This is a genomic window from Roseateles sp. GW821-FHT09H10 (assembly GCF_059415865.1).
Map to the genome: position 1 here is coordinate 659473 of NZ_JBWKOB010000002.1, position 18877 is coordinate 678349.

At 70.1% G+C, this 18877-nt stretch carries 12 protein-coding genes; 9 read left to right on the plus strand and 3 right to left on the minus strand.

The window, feature by feature from the left end:
• Nucleotides 1-85: 85 nt before the first annotated feature.
• On the minus strand, nucleotides 86-1441 hold the full coding sequence (locus AC07OY_RS10985; protein WP_495042609.1) for a GH1 family beta-glucosidase: 1356 nt from the start codon (nucleotides 1439-1441) through the stop codon (nucleotides 86-88).
• A gap of 61 nt (nucleotides 1442-1502) precedes the next feature.
• The gene (locus AC07OY_RS10990; RefSeq protein WP_495042610.1) at nucleotides 1503-4265 is read right to left on the minus strand and encodes a TonB-dependent receptor; all 2763 of its coding nucleotides are present in this window, start codon (nucleotides 4263-4265) and stop codon (nucleotides 1503-1505) included.
• Nucleotides 4266-4481: 216 nt separating this feature from the next.
• Between AC07OY_RS10990 and AC07OY_RS10995 the strand changes: the two genes are divergently transcribed.
• The 9 genes from AC07OY_RS10995 (at nucleotide 4482) to AC07OY_RS11035 (ending at nucleotide 17903) form a co-directional block, all read left to right on the plus strand.
• Nucleotides 4482-6416, plus strand: a complete 1935-nt coding sequence (locus AC07OY_RS10995; RefSeq protein ID WP_495042611.1) for a glycoside hydrolase family 3 protein — start codon at nucleotides 4482-4484, stop codon at nucleotides 6414-6416.
• A 30-nt stretch (nucleotides 6417-6446) separates the two neighbouring features.
• Nucleotides 6447-7469 (plus strand): LacI family DNA-binding transcriptional regulator, encoded by a 1023-nt coding sequence (locus AC07OY_RS11000; protein WP_495042612.1) that lies wholly within the window; start codon nucleotides 6447-6449, stop codon nucleotides 7467-7469.
• A 36-nt stretch (nucleotides 7470-7505) separates the two neighbouring features.
• Nucleotides 7506-8795, plus strand: a complete 1290-nt coding sequence (locus AC07OY_RS11005; protein ID WP_495042613.1) for a tryptophan--tRNA ligase — start codon at nucleotides 7506-7508, stop codon at nucleotides 8793-8795.
• 83 nt (nucleotides 8796-8878) lie between these two features.
• A complete protein-coding gene (locus tag AC07OY_RS11010) occupies nucleotides 8879-9463 on the plus strand; it encodes an ECF-type sigma factor (RefSeq protein ID WP_495042614.1) in 585 nt (194 codons plus the stop codon).
• On the plus strand, nucleotides 9463-12237 hold the full coding sequence (locus tag AC07OY_RS11015; protein ID WP_495042615.1) for a serine/threonine-protein kinase: 2775 nt from the start codon (nucleotides 9463-9465) through the stop codon (nucleotides 12235-12237). Before AC07OY_RS11010 ends, AC07OY_RS11015 begins: the two co-directional genes overlap by 1 nt.
• A 2-nt stretch (nucleotides 12238-12239) precedes the next feature.
• A complete protein-coding gene (locus AC07OY_RS11020; RefSeq protein ID WP_495042616.1) occupies nucleotides 12240-15011 on the plus strand; it encodes a serine/threonine-protein kinase in 2772 nt (923 codons plus the stop codon).
• Nucleotides 15012-15133: 122 nt separating this feature from the next.
• Nucleotides 15134-16834, plus strand: a complete 1701-nt coding sequence (locus tag AC07OY_RS11025; protein WP_495042617.1) for an AMP-binding protein — start codon at nucleotides 15134-15136, stop codon at nucleotides 16832-16834.
• Entirely contained in the window at nucleotides 16834-17397 is a 564-nt protein-coding gene (locus AC07OY_RS11030) for a DUF922 domain-containing protein (protein ID WP_495042618.1), read from the plus strand. The genes AC07OY_RS11025 and AC07OY_RS11030 overlap by 1 nt, the downstream gene beginning before the upstream one ends.
• 14 nt (nucleotides 17398-17411) lie before the next feature.
• Nucleotides 17412-17903, plus strand: coding sequence for a P-loop nucleotide/nucleoside kinase family protein (locus AC07OY_RS11035; RefSeq protein ID WP_495042619.1), 492 nt, complete (start codon nucleotides 17412-17414; stop codon nucleotides 17901-17903).
• Here the strand turns inward: AC07OY_RS11035 and AC07OY_RS11040 are convergent.
• Entirely contained in the window at nucleotides 17900-18805 is a 906-nt protein-coding gene (locus AC07OY_RS11040) for a LysR family transcriptional regulator (protein ID WP_495042620.1), read from the minus strand. The genes AC07OY_RS11035 and AC07OY_RS11040 overlap by 4 nt on opposite strands.
• Between the last annotated feature and the right edge of the window lie 72 nt (nucleotides 18806-18877).

The following is an 18877-nucleotide window of genomic DNA, read 5'->3' on the forward strand; positions in this document are numbered from 1 at the left end:
CGCTGAACGCGCCTGAGTGTTGACCCTGTAATATTTCATTTAGAAACCGCCCGTACCCTTGAACGAACGGCCTCTTTGGCGTTAATTATTCGTTCAGAAACTGGCCGTACCAGAGGCCGCTGTCCTTCAGGATGCGCTGCTGGGAGGCGTAGTCCACATAGGCAATGCCGAAGCGGCGCAGATAGCCTTCGGCCCATTCGAAGTTGTCCAGCAGGCTCCAGGCGAAATAGCCCTTGACCGGCACGCCGGCGTCCATGGCGCGCTTCAGCGCCGCCAGATGGCGCTGCAGATAGGACAGGCGTTCCTTGTCGTGCACGCGGCCTTCGGGCGTCAGCACGTCCTCGAAAGTGGAACCGTTCTCGGTCAGCTGGATGACGGCCGGGTTGTAGTCGCGCTGGACGCGGGTCAGCAGGTCCACCAGGCCCTGGGGCGAGACCTCCCAGCCGAAGCCGGTGCGCTCGACGCCATGTTTCTCGACCAGGCTGGCGCGCATCGGGCCGCCCGTCTTCGGATCAGGGTCGTCCTTGACCATCTCGGGGAAGTAGTAGTTCACGCCCAGGAAGTCGGTCGCGGTGGCGATGGCCGCCAGGTCGCCTTCGACGATCTTGGGTGCGGCCTCGCCCAGCAGTTCCAGCGTGTCGGCGGGATAGCCGCGGCCGAACAGCGGGTCGAGGAACCAGCGGTTGCGCAGGCCGTCATGGCGCTTCACGGCGGCCTGGTCCGCGGCGCTGTCCGACGCCGCCGTGATGGGGTGCAGGCTCAGCGTGATGCCGATGTCGGCATTGACGGAATTCCTGCGGATGACCGGGATGGCCTGGCCATGGGACAGCAGCACATGGTGGCAGGCTTGCATGGCGTCGGCCAGGCTCGAACCACCCGGCGCGTGGATGTTCTCCCAGTAGCCCATCATGCAGGAGCACCAGGGTTCGTTGTGGGTGATCCAGTGCTTGACGCGGTCGCCCAGGCGGCGGGTGACGATGTCGGCGTACTCGAGGAAGGCGGCCACCGTGTTGCGCGAGGTCCAGCCGCCCTCGTCCTGCAGGGCCTGGGGCAGGTCCCAGTGGTAGAGCGTGCACCAGGGGTCGAGGCTGCGCTCCAGCATGCCGTCCACCAGCCGGTCATAGAAGGCCAGGCCGGCCTCGTTCACGGCGCCACGGCCCTGGGGAAGGATGCGCGGCCAGGCGATGGAGAAGCGGTAGGCATTGACGCCCAGGCCCTTGGCCATGTCCAGGTCTTGCGGCCAGAGGTGGTAGTGGTCGCAGGCGACGAGGCCGTTGCTGCCGTCACGGATGCGGCCGGGCTGCTGGCAGAAACGGTCCCAGATGGACTCGCCCTTGCCATCGGCCTGGCCGGCGCCTTCGATCTGGAAGGAGGAGGTGGAAACGCCCCAACGGAAGTCGGCGGGGAAGTCTTTGCGGGTCGGGGCGTTGTGGGAGCTCATGCTTCGGATGTGAGGGCGCCGGCAATGAAGCCGGCGCGGTTTCAGGGAACGTGGAGATCAGTCAGAACTTGTAGCTTCCACCCACCAGGAACTGGCGTCCATAGGAGGTGTAGCGCTCGGGCAGGGTGGCGGTGGGATCGGCGGAACCGGTGGAGATGCCGACGCGGGTGCGATAGGGCTCATCGGTCAGATTGTTGACCTGCAGCGTCAGCGACAGGCCTTTCAGCGGGCCGGACTCGAAGGAATAGCCGATCTGGGCGTCGACCACGGTCTCGCTGGAGATCATGCTCGGCACGTTCTCGCCGAAGGTGCCCCGCACCGTTGTCACGAAGGGCGAGCGATGGCGGCTGCCGACGCGGGCCGAGAAGCTGTCGCGCTCGTAGTAGACGGTGAAGTTGCTGACGATGCCCGACATGCCGTCCAGGGGCTTGGTCAGGTCATTGCCCTCATGCAGGGAACTGCGCGTCTTGGAGAAGCCCAGCTGCACGCCGATGCCGTCCAGCGACTTGGCTATCAGCGAGCCGTCGAGCACGCCGCTGACCTCGGTGCCGGCAATCATGCCGCCCTTGCCGTTGGACTGGGTGCTCAGCGTGCCGATGTTGCTGTAGGGCGTGAAGGCCGTCGGGTTGGGGAAGCCGGTGAAATCGAAGTCGATGGACTGCGAGTAGACGAAGTTCTTGATGTTGCGATGGAAGGCCGCGAAAGCCACATAGCTGCGCTTGTCGATGTAATGCTCCAGCGACAGATCGGTCGCGTCGGCGCGCCAGGGTTCCAGCTTGGGATTGCCGCCATTGGCCGACCACAGATGCGGCTCGGTCGTGCTGACGTTGATGCCCGCGAAGCCGGCGCGCATGTCCTCCATGTTGGGGCGGGCCATGACCTTGGCGAAGCCGAAGCGCAGCTTGGTCTTGGACGTCAGGTCGACCGCGAGGTTCAGGTTGGGCAGCACGTCGGTGTAGCTGGTGCCGCCGCTGGCCGGCTCGGTGCTGCTGGTCTTGCTGTTCCACAGCAGGCCGTTGCTCCACTGCTTGGCATGCACGGCGCGCAGGCCCAGGTTGCCCTGCACAGGCAGGCCCCAGTCGAAATCGAAGCCCAGCTTGGCATAGGCCGTCGTGACCTTCTCGTGCACCTGCCAGATGCGGCCCGGCGCCTGGTCGGCCGACGTCGGCAGGACGTCGTACAGGCTGAGGGCGCTCGGCAGGTCGAAGTTCACCATGCGGATGGGGCTGCCGGCAAAGCTGAGGTCGGTCGGCTCGCGCAGCAGATTGGCCGGGATCAGCATGGGCGCCCGGCCGTTCTTGAGGTTGTAGTTGACCTCGGTGCGGTTCATGTCCTTGTCGCGCTCGGAATAGAGCACCCCGGCCTCGACACTGGACAGCCAGCTCTCGAAGCTGCGCCCGGCGCTGAGCTTGACGGCCTTGGCCTCGTCGCTGACCTTGGGGAACTGGCTGCGGCCTTCGCGGCCCCAGTTGGCGGGGTCGCGCAGGTAGACGTTCTTGGCGTCGGAGAAATCGAAGCCCGGGTTGAAGGTCGAGCGGCCGTCGCCGGTCACGATATTGACAGGCCCCAAGCTGACGCGGTTCAGCGATCCCGCCTGCAGCTCGGCGTTCTGTTCCTTGCGATTGGCCTTGGACCAGCTCAGGTCGCCGACCAGCTTCCAGCCGGCCAGCTTGAGCTCGTTGTTCCAGCCCAGGGCGCGCACATCGTCATTGCGCTTGTTGAAGGTCGTCAGCGCCACCGGCGTGGTGTTGTTGACGATGCCGCTCGTGACGATCTTGTCGCCATTCACATTGGTGGTCTGCGCATTGGCCCAGGTCGCACCCGACCAGGTCGACATGTCGGACATCACCGTGCGGCGCGCCTCCGTCTGCTCGAACTTGGAGTAGTAGAGGTCCAGCGTGCTCTGGAAGTCGGCATTGGGCTTGTACTGCAGCACGCCCATCAGGCCGTTGCGCTGCTGGCGCGAGGAGGCGGCGCCGAGCTCGAAGCCCTGCAGTGCGACCGCATCCGTCGGCACGCCGGGCAGCGGCGCGCCCCAGTTGTTGGTGTTGGCCCACCACCAGCTCTTGTAGTGCTGCTCCTGGCTGGGCGAATCCAGATGGGCGAAGCCGATGGAAGCGCCCCAGGTGCGGTCGGCCCATTGCGTCACATAGGAGGCGCTCAGGCGCTTGCCGTTGCCCGAGATCTCGGGATTCAGCGAGCCATTCGAGTTGCGCTCCGCGCGCCCGCTGACGACGATCTGCGTCTGGGTCAGGTCCAGCGGCCGCAGCGTCTTCATGTTGATGGTGCCGGACAGGCCCTGCACGGCCAGGCTGGGCTCCGGCGTCTTCAGGATGTCGGCGCCGTTGATCAGCTCGGAAGGGAACTGGTCGAACTCCACCGAGCGGTTGTCGCCGGTGGAGACGATCTCGCGGCCGTTCAGCAGCGTCACGCCATAGCGCGGCGCCATGCCGCGGATGCTGATGACCGAGGCGCGGCCGCCCACGCGCTGGGCCGTCAGACCCGGCAGGCGCGAGATGGCGTCGGCGATGGACACGTCGGGCAGCTTGCCGATGTCCTCGGCCGAGACCGACTCGACGATGGAATCGGCGTTGCGCTTGGTGTTGATCGAGTTCTCGAGGCTGGCGCGGAAACCGCTGACGGTGACCGTCTCGAGCTTCTTCTCATCGCCGGCCGGGGCGGCCTGGGCCTGGACCAGGACGGGCAGGCCCAGCAGGCCCACGCACAGGGCGACGGGCGTCAGGCGGTTGCGCCGCTGGGGCGTGTGTTGAGGCAAAGAGAGGGCGAGGGCGCGCGCGGCCGCGCGCTGGGCTTGCTTGGGCATTTGTTTCGTCTCCTGGTTCGTCTTGTTCGCTGCTCGGCCGGCCTTTTCGTGGTGATGCCCTCCCGCTCTTCGGCAGTGTGGCCATCAAATTTGGAACCGGTTCCAAACGCGGCGCAAATCTAATGCGGCACAGTCCGGGCTGTCAATCTCGTCGGCCCGGGGGTTGACGTTTTTTTGCTTCACCCACTACCGTCGCGGCCCCAACCGAACATGACGATGACGCGCAAACCCCTCCCGTTCTTCCTCGCCGCGGCCCTGATGGCGGCCACCGCCGCGAGCGCCAGTGATACCGATTCCATCGTGCAGGCCTGGCCGGCACGCAAGCCCGTGCGGGACGCGGCGCTGGAGGCCAGGGTGGAGGCGGCGCTGAAGGGCTTGAGCCTGCGCCAGAAGCTCGGCCAGATCGTGCAGCCCGAGATCCGCGCCATCACGCCCGACCAGGTACGTGAGTACGCCATCGGCACCATCCTGAACGGCGGCGGCGCCTGGCCGGGCGAGGACCGCGCGGCCACGCCGGCGCAATGGCGCGAGCTGTCGGACAAGTTCCAGGCCGCGGCCCTGCAGGCCACGCCCGGCATCCCGCTGATCTGGGGCACCGACGCCGTCCACGGCCACAACAATGTGCGCGGCGCCACCCTCTTCCCGCACAACATCGCGCTGGGCGCGACGCGCAACGCCGAGCTGGTGCGCGACATCGGCCGCGCCACCGCCCGCGCCGTGCGCGCCTCGGGCCTGCACTGGGCCTTTGCGCCGACGCTGGCCGTCGTGCAGGACGTGCGCTGGGGCCGCACCTACGAGAGCTTCGGCGTCGATCCGGCCCTGGTGAGGAAGCTGGGCCAGGCCTCGGTCGAGGGCCTGCAGGAGGGCATGAAGGAAGGCCGCGGCGTGCTGGCGACGGCCAAGCACTACATCGGCGACGGCGGCACACGCCGCGGCATCGACCAGGGCGTGACCCAGGCCTCGCCGGCTGACCTCGCCAACGTCCACGGCGCCGGCTATATCGGCGCGCTGGATGCCGGCGTGCTGACCGTCATGACGTCCTTCAGCAGCTGGACCGACAGCGCCGGCTACGTCGAGCACGGCAAGATGCACGGCAACGCCACGCTGATGAACGGCGTGCTGAAAGAGCGCCTGGCCTTCGACGGCCTCATCGTCAGCGACTGGGACGGCGTCGGCCAGGTGGCCGGCTGCACGCCCGAGCATTGCCCGGCGGCCATCAATGCCGGCATCGACGTCGTCATGGTGCCCTTCAAGTGGAAGGCCTTTTACGACAACACGCTGCGCGACATCGAGCAGGGCCGCATCCCCATGGCCCGCGTCGATGACGCGGTGCGCCGCATCCTGCGCGTGAAGTTCAGCATCGCGATGGCCCCGGCCGTGCCCGCCAGCGTGGAAGCCCTGCAGGCGCCCGAACTGGCCCGCCGGGCGGTGCGTGAATCGCTGGTGCTGCTGAAGCACAAGCCCGGCCTGCTGCCGCTGAAGGCCCATGCGCGCATCCTCGTCGTCGGCGCCGCCGCCGACAGCCTGGCCCACCAGAGCGGCGGCTGGAGCGTGACCTGGCAGGGCCGCGACTCGAGCAATGTCGACTACCCGCAAGGCACCTCGCTGCTGACGGCGCTGCGCCAGCGCCTCGGTGCGGCCAACGTCAGCTTCGATGCCGACGGCAGCAAGAGCGACCCGAAGCAATTCGACGCCGTCATCGCCGTGCTGGCCGAGACGCCGTACGCCGAGGGCGAGGGCGATGTGCGCATCACCGAGAACCTGCGCCACAGCCGCCGCCATCCCAAGGACGCGGAAGTGCTGCAGCGCGTTGCCGGCCGCGGTGCGCCCGTCGTCACGCTGCTCTATTCGGGCCGGCCGCTCTATGTGAACGACCTCGCCAACAAGAGCGATGCCTTCGTCGCCGCCTGGCAGCCCGGCACCGAAGGCGCAGGCCTGACAGACGTGCTCATCGCCCCCGCCGACGGCAAGCCCTGGGCGGGCTTCACCGGCCGCCTGTCCTTCCCCTGGCCGGCCGCCCCCTGCCAGTTCAGCGCCCACGAGAGCAAACCCTGGTGGCCGGTCGGTGGCGGCTTGAGCGGCAGGGAGACCCAGGCAAACACCAGGGCACTCCCGGAGCCTGCCGACCCTCAGCCCATCTGCCCGCTGTGATCCAATCCGCGCCGCAGACCTAGAGGGCGAATGGCAACGATCAAGGACGTGGCAAGACTGGCCGGCGTGGGCGTGGGCACCGCGTCGCGCGTCATCAGCGGAAACGGTTCCGTCGCACCGGCCACGGCCGAGCGCGTGCGCAAGGTCATCGCCCAGCTGAAGTTCCGTCCGTCGCAGACGGCGCGGTCGCTCGGCGCCGGCACCTCCAAGCTGATCGGCGTCTACATCCCCTTCCTGCGCGGCACCTACTACACGCCCATCCTGCGCGTCATCGACACCGTGCTGCGCACCCAGGGCCTGCACATGGTGGTGGCCTTCGGCGAGGGCATCGAGGACGAGCGCGTCGAGACCAACGACGGCATGCGCTTCCTGCTGGACCGCGACTGCGACGGCCTCATCGTGCTGTCCAACGCCATGCAGGACGAGGACATCAAGGCCCTCGGCCCGGCGGCCCGCCAGGTCGTCGTGCTGAACCGCCACTTCGACCGCATCAAGGACCAGTGCTTCACGGCCGACCATGTGCAGGGCGGCGTGCAGGCGGCCCGCGCCCTGCTGCAGCACAAGCACAAGGACATCGCCGTGGTGTCCGGCCCTACCACCTCGCCCGACAACGTCGCGCGCCTGGCCGGCTTCATGGGCGAGCTGGCCCTGCGCGGACTGGACACGTCCAAGATCACCACCGTACCCGGCGACTTCTCCAACCAGGCCGGCTGGGACGCGGCCGACACCCTGCTCAAGCTCAAGCGCCTGCCCAGCGCCGTCTTCTGCGCCAACGACGAGATGGCCATCGGCCTGCTGGCCCACTTCCAGGAGCGCGGCGTGTCGGTGCCGCACGAGGTTTCGGTGCTGGGCTATGACGACTCGCCCAGCGCCGAATTCGCCGCGCCCCGCCTCACCTCGGTGCACATCCCCAGCCACGAGGTGACGCTGGCGGGCCTGAACTGGCTGCTCAACCGCTGCTATGGCCAGGAGCTGCCCGTAGCACGGCAGTTCGACATCTCCGTGACCTGGCGCGCCTCCGTGGCGGCCCCACCTTCGCGCAAGCGCAGCTGAGGCCACAATCCGGGCTGGTAATTTTTCACCCAGCCCATGTCCGCCCATCGCGTCCTGACCGGCATCACCACCACCGGCACCCTGCATCTCGGCAATTACGTCGGCGCCATCCGCCCGGCGGTCGAAGCCAGCCGCGCCCCCGGCGTGGAGAGCTTCTTCTTCATGGCCGACTTCCACGCGCTGATCAAGTGCGACGACCCGGACCGCGTCGCCCATTCCAGCCGCGCCATCGCCGCCACCTGGGTCGCCGCCGGCCTGGACACCGAGCGCGTCACCCTCTACCGCCAGAGCGACATCCCGGAGATCCCGGAGCTGACCTGGCTGCTGAACTGCGTGACGGCCAAGGGCCAGATGAACCGCGCCCACGCCTACAAGGCCTCAGTGGACGCTGCCGTGGCAGCCGGCGAGGAGCCGGACGCCAACGTGACCATGGGCCTGTTCAGCTACCCGGTGCTGATGGCGGCCGACATCCTGATGTTCAACGCCCACCGCGTGCCGGTCGGCAAGGACCAGGTCCAGCACATCGAGATGACGCGCGACATCGCCCAGCGCTTCAACCACCTGTTCGGCCGCGGCCAGGAGCTGTTCACGCTGCCCGAGGCCCAGGTGGATGCCGAGATGGAGCTGCTGCCCGGCCTGGACGGCCGCAAGATGAGCAAGAGCTATGACAACGTCATCCCGCTCTTCGAAGGCGGCGCCCAGGCGCTGAAGGACGCGGTCGCGCGCATCGTCACCGACAGCAAGCTGCCGGGCGAACCCAAGGACCCGCAGGGCCAGGCCATCGTCACCATCTACGACGCCTTCGCGACGACCGAGCAGCGTGCGGCCTTCCGGGCCGCCCTGCGTGGCGGCCTGGGCTGGGGCGAGGCCAAGCAGCAGCTGGTGGCGCTGATCGACGGCCAGATCGGCCCCATGCGCGATCACTATGCCGAGCTGATGGCCCACCCCGAGAAACTCGAGGCCATCCTGCAGGCCGGTGCCGCCAAGGCCCGTGCCATCGCCGTGCCTTTCCTGAAGCAGCTGCGCGCTGCCGTCGGCCTGCGCCCCTACACGGACACCGCCACGACTGCCAAGTCGGCAAAGGTCGACAAGGCGGCCCTGCCCGTCTTCAAGCAATACCGCGAGGCCGACGGCAAGTTCTATTTCAAGCTGCTGTCCGCCGGTGGCGAGCTGCTGCTGCAGAGCAGCGCCTTCGAGCAGGGCCGCGACGCCGGCCAGTGGGTGGCGCGGCTGAAGCGCGAGGGCTGGGTGGCGGATGCGCCCGTGCAGCGTGAAGCGGCCGATGCCGACATCGCCGCCGCCCTGGCCGCCTTCCAGGAAGACTGAAATGAAGCGACCCCCAAGCCCGCTTCGCGTGCTGCCCCCCGAGGGGGCGCGCCAGTGCCTTCGGGCGGCCGGGCGGCACTGACATGTCCGACGTCACCGAACTCCTCATCGGCACGTCCAAGGGCGACCCCGCGGCGCTGCAGCAGCTCTACGCCCTGCTCTACCCGGAGATCAAGCGGGTGGCGCGCATCCGCCTGGCGCAATGCGGCCCCAACGGCCGCGCGGCCGGCCTGGACACGACGGCCCTGGTGCACGAGGGCTTTCTGCGCATGGCCGACCAGCAGGGCCTGCAGGGCGACACGCGCGGGCAGTTCTTCGCCTACATCGGCCGCGTGCTGCGCTCCGTCGTCATCGACCATCTGCGCACCGAGGGCCGCGACAAGCGCGGTGGCGACGCCCTCATGGTCACGCTGTCCGCCGCCGGCGACGTGGCCGCCGTGCAGAGCCAGGCCGTCGACCTGATCGGCCTGGACCAGGCCCTGGCCCGCATGCAGGAGCTCGACAAGGGCCTCTACGAACTCATCGAGATGGTCGGCTTCGCCGGCCTGTCCATCGCCGAAGTGGCGACGCTGCGCAACCTGTCCACGCGCAGCATCAACCGCGAGCTGCTGAAGGCCCGGGCCCTGCTGCAGGAGCTGCTCGGCGACAAACCCGACACCACTTACTGATGCAGTCTGGGCTGCAGGCCGACGACTGGCAGCGCCTGTCCGCGCTGTTCGACGAACTCGCCGAGCTGCCCGCCTCCGAGCGCCTGAGCCGCCTGGCCGCCCTGGAACCGCGAGAGCTGGCCGAACGCCTGGCGCGCATGCTGGCCTCCCTGCCGCCCGACGATGACGCCACGGTGCTGGTCTCCCAGCCCGGCTTCGACGCCCATCTGGCACGCGCCCTGGCCGAGCCCGTCACCCTGCCGCCGGCCCAGCCCGGCGACCGTCTCGGCGCCTGGTGCCTGGCCGAGCTGCTCGGCGAGGGCGGCATGGGCCAGGTCTGGCGGGCCGAGCGCGCCGACGGCCTCTACCAGGGCGAGGCCGCCATCAAGCTGCTGCGCGACGACCTCGCCAGCCCCGGCCTGGCGGCCCGCTTCGCCCGTGAGCGCGCCCTGCTCGGGCGCCTGACGCACCCCCATATCGCCCGCCTGCTCGATGCCGGCGAGCAGGACGGCCGGGCCTATCTGGTGCTGGAGCATGTGGCCGGCCAGACCCTGTCCCGCCATGTGCGCGAGCGGGAGCTGCCGCTGGCGGCGCGCGTCAGGCTGCTTGTCGAGGTGGCCCGCGCCGTCGAGCATGCCCATGCCCAGCTCATCGTGCACCGCGACCTCAAGCCCAGCAACGTCATGCTGGACGAGAGCGGCTCGGCCAAGCTGCTGGACTTCGGCATCGCCGGCCTGCTCGACGATTCCGGCCAGCAGGCCGACCACCAGCTGACCCAGATCACCGGCCGGCGCCTGACCCCCGCCTATGCCGCGCCCGAGCAGATCACCGGCGAGACGGTCGGCGTCGCCAGCGACATCTACTCGCTGGGCGTGATGCTCTACGAGCTCGCCAGCGGCGAGCTGCCCTTCGGCAAGCGCGGCCTCAGCCGCACGGCGCTGGAGCATGCCGTGCTGCATGGCCAGACGCCCAGGCGCATCGCCCGCACGACCGCGACGACGACGACAGGCAGCAGCGGTGGCGGCGACCATGACGCCGGCCCCGGCCGCCCCCTGGACGCCGAGCGCGCCTCGGGCGACCTCGAGGCCGTCGCCGCCAAGGCCATGCGGCGCAACCCGGCCGAGCGCTACGCCAGCGTCGGCAGCTTCATCGACGACCTCGAGCACTGGCTGGCCCAGCGCCCGGTCAGCGTGCGCGCCGAGGACTGGCGCCACCGCGCCCATCTGTGGCTGCGGCGCAATGCGGCCCTGGCCGTCGGCGCGACGCTGGTGTTCGCGGCCCTCAGCGCCGGACTGGCCGTCAGCCTGTGGCAGCGCCGCGAGGCCCAGGCCGCGGCGCGCCAGAGCGAGGCCGTCACGCGCTTCCTGACCGAGCTGCTGGGCAGCGCCAACCCCGACAAGCACGGCGGCCACATCCCCAATGTGCTGGAGCTGCTGGAGAAGAGCCGCGCCGAGCTGCCCAGGCGCTTTGCCGACGACCCCGTCACGCACGCCCGCGTGCTCGAGGTCATGGGCGACACCTATGCGGACATGAACCGCTTCGACATCGCCATCCCCCTCGCTGACGAGCTGGTCGAGCGGACCCGGCGGCTGTGGGGCGAAGACCATCCCGCCAGCCTGCGGGCGCTGCGGCTGCGGCTGCGGCTGGACACCTCGCTGAGCTCGCCGCTGGGCGTCATCGCGCGCGGCGAGCCGCTGCTGGCCGCGCTGGAGCGCCAGGACGCCGGCTCCGACGACCGCCTGGAGCTGCTCTACCAGCTCATGGTCGCCTATGCCCAGGCGGCCCGCACCGACGACGCCGAGCGCCTGCGCGCCGAGGCCTGGCCGCTGGTGCTCAAGCGCTTCAAGCCCACGGACTTCGACGCGCTCTATTTCAACGTCTACGTCTACCACCTGCGCCTGGCCCAGGGCCGGCTGCGCGATGCCGAACAGCTGATGCTGGAGCTGCGCCCCGCCATCGCCAATCCGCCGGCCCACCGTGTGCGCTTCGCGCTGCAGCTGCGCCGCCACCTGTGGACGGCCCAGGCCCGCCTCGGCCGCCCCGAGGCCACCGTGGAGGCTGCCCAGCAGCTCATCGCCGACTGCGATGCCCTGCTCGGCCCGGGCAACGTCAGCACCCAGCGCATGCGCACCGAGCTGGCCCGCCAGCTCGGCGAACGCGGCCAATGGACCGAGGCCTTGCCCGTGCACGCAGCCCTGGCCGCCAGCGTGCGCGAAGCTGACCACCCGACGCTGCGCCTGCCGCTGGATGCCGCCGCCCTGCTGGCCCGCGCGATGGCCGGCCAGACGCAGGGTGCCGTCGCCGAGGTGCAGCGCCTGACCGAGGCCCTCAAGCCCTCGCCGGTGCTGACCGGACCCAACTGGGTGGAGGCGAGCGGCCAGGTCGTGCGCGCCGCCCTGGCCCTGCGCCGCCCCGACCTCGCCGCCCAGGCCCTGCAACCGCTGCTGGACCGCGAAGCCCAGCCCTGGCTGCAAGGGCACGCCCCGCTGCGCACCCGCATCGCCCAATGGGAAGCCGGGCTGGACCGTGCCCGCGGCGCCCTGCCGGCCAGCATCGCGGCCCTGCGCCAACGCGTCGTCCATCTCGACAGTCAGCCCCAGCCCGAGCCGCTGCCGCACTGGAAGGCCCAGCTCGACCTCGCCCTCAGCCTGGCACGGGCCGGCCAACCCGTCACCGAGGCCCTGGCCCGTGCCGATGCGCTGCGCCCGGCCTGGCTGGCCAGCCACCCCCTCGACCACTTGCGCCGCGACCTCGAAGCCGGCAAGCTCACCGGCCATTGGGAGGGCCAGTTCTGACCATGGACGCCACCGACTGGCCCCGCGTCTCGGCCCTCTTCGACGAGCTGGCCGAACTGCCGCTGGCCGCGCGCCAGGCCCGCCTGGCCGAGTTGCAGCCGCCCGAGCTGGCCGCGCGCCTGGCACGCATGCTGGCCTCCATGCCCGAGGACCCCGACGCGACGGTGCTGGTCGGCGGCACCGCCTTCAACGCCCAGCTGGCCGAGGCCCTGGTCGAGCGCCCCAGCAACAAGAAGCCCGAACCTGGCGACCGCCTGGGCTCCTGGTGCCTGGCCCAGCTGCTGGGCGAAGGCGGCATGGGCCAGGTCTGGCGGGCCGAGCGGGCCGACGGCCTCTACCAAGGCGAGGCCGCCATCAAGCTGCTGCGTGACGACCTCGCCAGCCCCGGCCTGGCCGCCCGCTTCGCCCGCGAGCGCGCTGTGCTCGGCCGCCTGACCCACCCCGGCATCGCACGCCTGCTGGATGCCGGCGAGCAGGACGGCCGCGCCTACCTGGTGCTGGAGTACGTGTCCGGCAAGACCTTGAGCGCCCACGCCCGCGACAACGCCCTGCCGCTGGCGGCGCGCGTCCGGCTGCTCGTCGAGGTGGCCCGCGCCGTCGAGCATGCCCATGCCCAGCTCATCGTGCACCGCGACCTCAAGCCCAGCAATGTCATGCTGGACGAGAGCGGCTGCGCCAAGCTGCTGGACTTCGGCATCGCCGGCCTGCTCAACGATTCGGGCATGCAGGCCGACAGCCAGCTGACGCTGATCTCGGGCCGGCGCCTGACGCCCGCCTATGCGGCGCCCGAACAGATCACCGGCGGCGCCGTCGGCGTCGCGGCCGACATCTACTCCCTGGGCGTCATGCTCTACGAGCTGGCCAGCGGCCAGCTGCCCTTCGGCGGCAAGGGGCGCAGCCGCACGGAGCTGGAGCATGCCGTGCTGCACACCGAGGCCGTGCGGCTCACGCGCACGGGCAGCGACGGCGAAGAACGCGAGCAGGGCCCCGGCCGGCCGCCCGATGCGGCGCGCGCCCGCGGCGACCTCGAGGCCGTCGCTGCCAAGGCCCTGCGCAAGGAACCGAGCGAGCGCTATGCCAGCGTCGGCGCCTTCATCGACGACCTGCAGCGCTGGCTGGAGCAGCGCCCGGTCAGCGTGCGCGCCGAGGAATGGCGCCACCGCGCCCACCTCTGGGCGCGGCGCAACGCGGCCGTCGCCATCGGCGGCACCCTGGTCATCGCCGCCCTCAGCGTGGGCCTGGCCGTCAGCCTGTGGCAGCGTGGCCAGGCGCAGTCCTCGGCCCGCGAGTCCGATCAGCTGACGGGCTATCTGACCGAAATGCTGAGCGCCGCCAGCCCCGACCAGAACGGCGGGCGCCAGCCCACCGTCATCGAGCTGCTGGACCGCAAGCGCGAGGAGCTGGCGACGCGCTTCAACGACCAGCCCGAGGTCAAGGACCGCGTCTTCGGCACGCTGGTGAAGACCTATTTCGCGCTGCAGCGCTTCGACGTCGCAGCGCCGCTGGCCGAGACCCGCCTGGCCCATGCCCGCCAGGCCTTCGGCGAGGACGATCCCCGCGCCGAGGACGCCGCCGTGTCGCTGGCCGGCATCCACACCGCGGTGGCGGGCGGCCAGCCCGTCATCGACCTGCTGGAGCCGCTGCTGCCGCGCTGGGACAAGCGCTACGGGCCGCTGAGCGAGAAGTCGCACAACCTGCGCCTGCATCTGCTGACGGCCTATGGGCGCCTCGGCCGCTTCGCCGACGCCGAGCGCGAGCTGGCGCTGGCCCGGCGCTCCAACGACGCGATCTACAAGGACAACCCCTTCGAGCACGCGCGCTTCGCGACCTACGAGAACGTCCTCTATGTTCAGGAAGGCCGGCTGCGCGAGGCCGAGCGCACGCTGGAAGCCGCCAGGCCCTACTGGAATCCCAAGGAGGCCGAGCGCATCCGCCCGGCCCTGGTGCTGGAGCGCAACCTGGCCTTCCTGCGCTGGCGGCTGGCGCGCGAGAGCGTGGCCGAGGCCACTGCACGCAGCGACGACCTGATCCGCCGCTGGGACGGCGTGGCCCGCCCCGGCAACCACGCCAGCACGCTGATGCGCCAGCAGCTGGCCGTCTATCTGCAGCAGCTTGGGCATTTCGACGCCGCCCTGGCAGAGCTCGAGAAGGCCCAGGCCGAGACCGAGGCCGCCGGCGCCGACGACGCCGTGACCGGCCTGCTGCGCCGCACCCAGCTGCTGGAAGCACGCGTGCTGGCCGCCGGCCGGGCCGACGCGCCCACGCTGGAGGCCGCCGTCCAGGCCCTGGCCAGGCTGGATGCCGCGCCGCTGATCGGCGACGTGCGCCGCGCCGAAGGCCTGCTGACGCTGAGCCACATCGCCACCGCCCCAAGCGCCGGCGCGGCCGGCCAGGCGCTGGCACGCGACATCGAGCACCGCCTGAACACGCTGCGGCCGCTGCTGGCGCAATCGCGCAGCATCGCCAGCCGCATCGACCTCTTCAAGGGGCGCCTGGCCGGCACGCCGGCCGCCTGGCTGGCCGCCGCACGCATCCGGGTGGCCTATCTCGACGGCTTGCCCGAACCGCAGGGCCTGCCGGACTGGACGGCCCGGCTGCAGCTGGCCTGCGCCCTGCGGGCCGCCGGCGAGCCCTGGCAGGAGGCGCTGACGCGCGCCGAGGCGGCCCGCCCGCCCAATCTGGCCGAGCTGACGCCCCAGGCCCATCCGCTGACCGAGGTCGCGGCGAAGCTGGCCGCCGGCACCGCGACGGGCGATTGCGACTGGCGTTTCTAGAGCTTTGCGTCTAGGCCCTCTGGGCAGACCGTCACGCTGCAGGGTGTTTACCCGGGGGGGGCCGGCGTTTACACGCGGTTAACTTTGCGCTTCCCGAAAAGAATGTCCGAGGAGACGCACCCATGGCCACCATTGCCACCGACACGCTCGCCCTGCAACGTCTCTACCACTGGGAGCGCACGACCGCTTCCAGCATCGCCCTGACCCAGCCCATGGGCGGCCCCGAGGTCAAGGACTTCACCTGGGCCCAGGTGGGCGACCAGGTGCGCCGCATGGCCGCCTTCATCAAGGCCAGGGGCGCCGCCGAGGGCTGGCCGGCCGACGCCAAGGTGGCCCTGCTGTCCAAGAACTGCGCCTGGTGGCTGATGACCGACCTCGCCATCTGGATGGCCGGTTATGTCTCGGTGCCGCTGTACCCCACGCTGGCCGCCGACACCATCACGCAGATCCTGACGCACAGCGAGGCGAAGTTCATCTTCATCGGCAAGCTCGACGGCTGGGAAGGCATGAAGCCCGGCGTGCCGCCCAGCCTGCCCGGTGCCAGCTATGCGCTGTCGCCCGACGACGTGAAGAAGAACTACGAGAGCTGGGACGCCATCTGCGCCCGCACCGAGCCGCTGAAGGGCGAGGTCACGCGCGGCGCCGACGAGCTCTGCACGCTGATCTACACCTCGGGCACGACGGGCAACCCCAAGGGCGTCATGCACAACTTCGGCGGCTTCGCCTGGGCCGTGGCCGAGGGCCTGGCGCGCTTCCCCATGACGGCGCAGGACCGCATGCTGTCGTACCTGCCGCTGGCCCACGTCGCCGAGCGCGTCCTCGTCGAGCATGGCTGGCTGAAGACCGGCATGCGGCTGTGGTTCGCCGAATCGCTGGACACCTTCACGGCCGACCTGCAGCGCGCCCGACCGACCGTCTTCTTCAGCGTGCCGCGGCTGTGGGTCAAGTTCCAGCAGGGCGTGCAGGCCAAGATGCCGCCGCAGAAGATGAACAAGCTGCTGCGCCTGCCCATCATCGGCGGCCTGGTGCGCAAGAAGGTGCTCAAGGCCTTGGGCCTGGACCAGTGCCGCATCGCCGTCGGTGGCGCCGCGCCCATGCCGCTGGCCCTGCTGGAGTGGTACGACACGCTGGGCCTGCCCATCAACGAGGGCTACGGCATGACCGAGAACCTGGCGCTGTCGCACATGACGCTGCCGGGCAAGAACCAGCGCGGCACCGTCGGCCCGGCCTATGCCGGCATCCAGACCCGCATCGACCCCGCCAACGGCGAGCTGCAGATGCGCAGCCCCGCGCTGATGCTGGGCTACTACAAGGAGCCCGGCCTGACCGCTGACGCGCTGACGTCCGACGGCTGGCTGCACACCGGCGACAAGGTGACCCAGGACAAGGACGGCTGCGTGCGCATCACCGGCCGCGTCAAGGACCTGTTCAAGACCAGCAAGGGCAAGTACGTCGCCCCCGCGCCGATTGAAGACAAGCTGGGCATGAACCCCAACATCGAGGCCTGCTGCGTGGCCGGCGCCAACATGGGCCAGCCGCTGGGCATCGCCATGCTGTCGCCCCAGGGCATCCAGCGCGCCACCAGCGACGCCGACAAGGCCGCGCTGATGGCCGAGCTCTCCAAGCACCTGGACGACGTCAACGCCCGCCTGGACCCGCATGAGCAGCTCGACACCCTGGTGCTGATCAAGACGCCCTGGACCGTCGACAACGGCTTCATCACGCCGACCTTCAAGGTCAAGCGCAACCGCATCGAAGAGGTCTATGCGGCCAAGTTCGACGCCTGGGCCGGCAAGCGCGCCAAGGTGCAGCTCGGCGATTGATGCGGCGCGGCTGGCTGATCGCCCTGCTGGCCGCCGCACACGCGGCCAGCAGCGCCCATGTCGCCGAAACCAGCCAGCAGCGCAGCTACGAGGTCAGGCAGGCACCCGGCATGGGCCTGCTGCAGGCCCTGAGCCAGGCCACGCCCATCCGCAGCAACGGCAAGCCCTACTTCGGCTACACCGACTGGCGGGTCAACTGGCAATACCGCTATGACAGGCAGGCTGACGGCCGCTGCGGCATCACGTCCGTGACCGTCAAGCTCGTCGTCACCATGACGCTGCCGACGCTGAAGGAAAGCACGCCCGAGGTCGCGGCGCAGTTCGCGAGCTATCTGCCGGCCCTGGTCGAGCACGAGGAAGGGCACCGGCGCGTCGGCCAGGCCGCGGCCCAGCAGGTGGACGCCGCCATTGCACAGCTGCCGCCGATGGCCAGCTGCCCGCTGCTGGAGGCCGAAGCCAACCGCGTCGCGACAGAGCTGATCGAGCGCGCCTCGCGCAACGACAAGGCCTACGACGCCGCCACCCAGCACGGCTGCACCCAGGGCGCCTGCCTGCAGCGCTAGCCCAGGCTTCGACCATGCCGGCGCCCAACACCCTGTATTTCCTGTGCGGCAAGATGGCCGCCGGCAAGTCCACGCTGTCGCGCGAGCTGGCCGCGCGCCATGACGCGGTGCTGCTGGTGCAGGACGACTGGCTGGCAAAGCTCTTCCCCGGCGAGATCCACAGCATCCCGGACTTCGTGCGCTGCTCGACGCGCTTGCGCGAGGCCCTGCAGCCGCATGTACTGGCCCTGCTGAGTCGCGGCACGTCGGTCGTGCTCGACTTCCCGGGCAACACGCGCGTTCAGCGCGCCTGGTTCCGCACTCTCTTCGAGGCGGCCGGCGTCGCCCACGAGCTTCACTTCATCGACGCGTCGGACGCGCTCTGCAAGCGCCAGTTGCGCCAGCGCAGCCAAGGCCTGCCCGAGGGCGCGGCCTGGACGAGCGACGCCGAGTTCGACGCCATCACCGCCTACTTCCAGCCGCCGCAGGACGACGAGGGCTTCATCGTCGTGCGACACGCACGCTAACCGCGCCAGTAGTCGGCGCGGCCATAGTGGCTGCGCAGATGCTCCACCCACAGCCGCGTGCGCAGCGGCAGATGGCGTGACTGTGGGAACACCGCGTAGATGCCGTTGGGCGGCGCCGCGAAGGCATCCAGCACGCTGACCAGGCGGCCAGCGGCGAGGTCGCCCTCGACCTCCCAGGTGCTGCGCCAGGCGATGCCCAGCCCTTCGACGCACCAGTCGTGCAGCACCTGGCCGTCGCTGCAGTCCAGCCGGCCCACGGGGCGCAGATGCTGGACGGCGCCATCGATCTGGAAGGCCCAGCCGCGCACCTGGCTGGCCTCGGAGCTCAGCGTCAGGCAGGCATGGCGGCCGAGTTCGTCGGGGTGTCTGGGCGTGCCGGCCCGCTTCAGATAGCCGGGCGCCGCAACGCACAGGCGCCGGTTGTCGGCCAGCCGCGTGCTGACCAGGCTGGAATCGGGCAGGTCGCCGACGCGCACGGCGCAGTCGAAGCCCTCGTGGACGATGTCGACGACGCGGTCGCTGAGGTTGAGCGACAGGCTGAGCTCGGCATGTTCGGCGAGAAAGCTGGGGACGAGAGGCGCGACATGGCGGCGGCCGAAGCCGGCCGGGGCCGTCACGCGCAGATGGCCGCTGGCCTTGAGTCCGCCAGCGCTGACGGCCGCCTCGGCATCGGCCAGCGAGGCGATGAGGCGCTGGCAGTCCTCCAGAAAGGCCTGGCCCTCGGGCGTCAGCGTCAGCCGCCTGGTGGTGCGCAGCATCAGCTTGACGCCCAGGCGGGCCTCCAGCGCGTCCAGCCGCCGGCCCATGACGGCCGGTGCCACACCCTCGGCCTGGGCCGCCGCCGTCAGGCTGCCCTTGGCGGCGACGAGGACGAAGGACTCGATCTGCTTGAGCTTGTCCATGCCCGGATTGTGCTGGGCCGCCAACGCAAAGACAGCGTTTTCACGAAAGATCTTTGCGTTTTTGTCACAGAT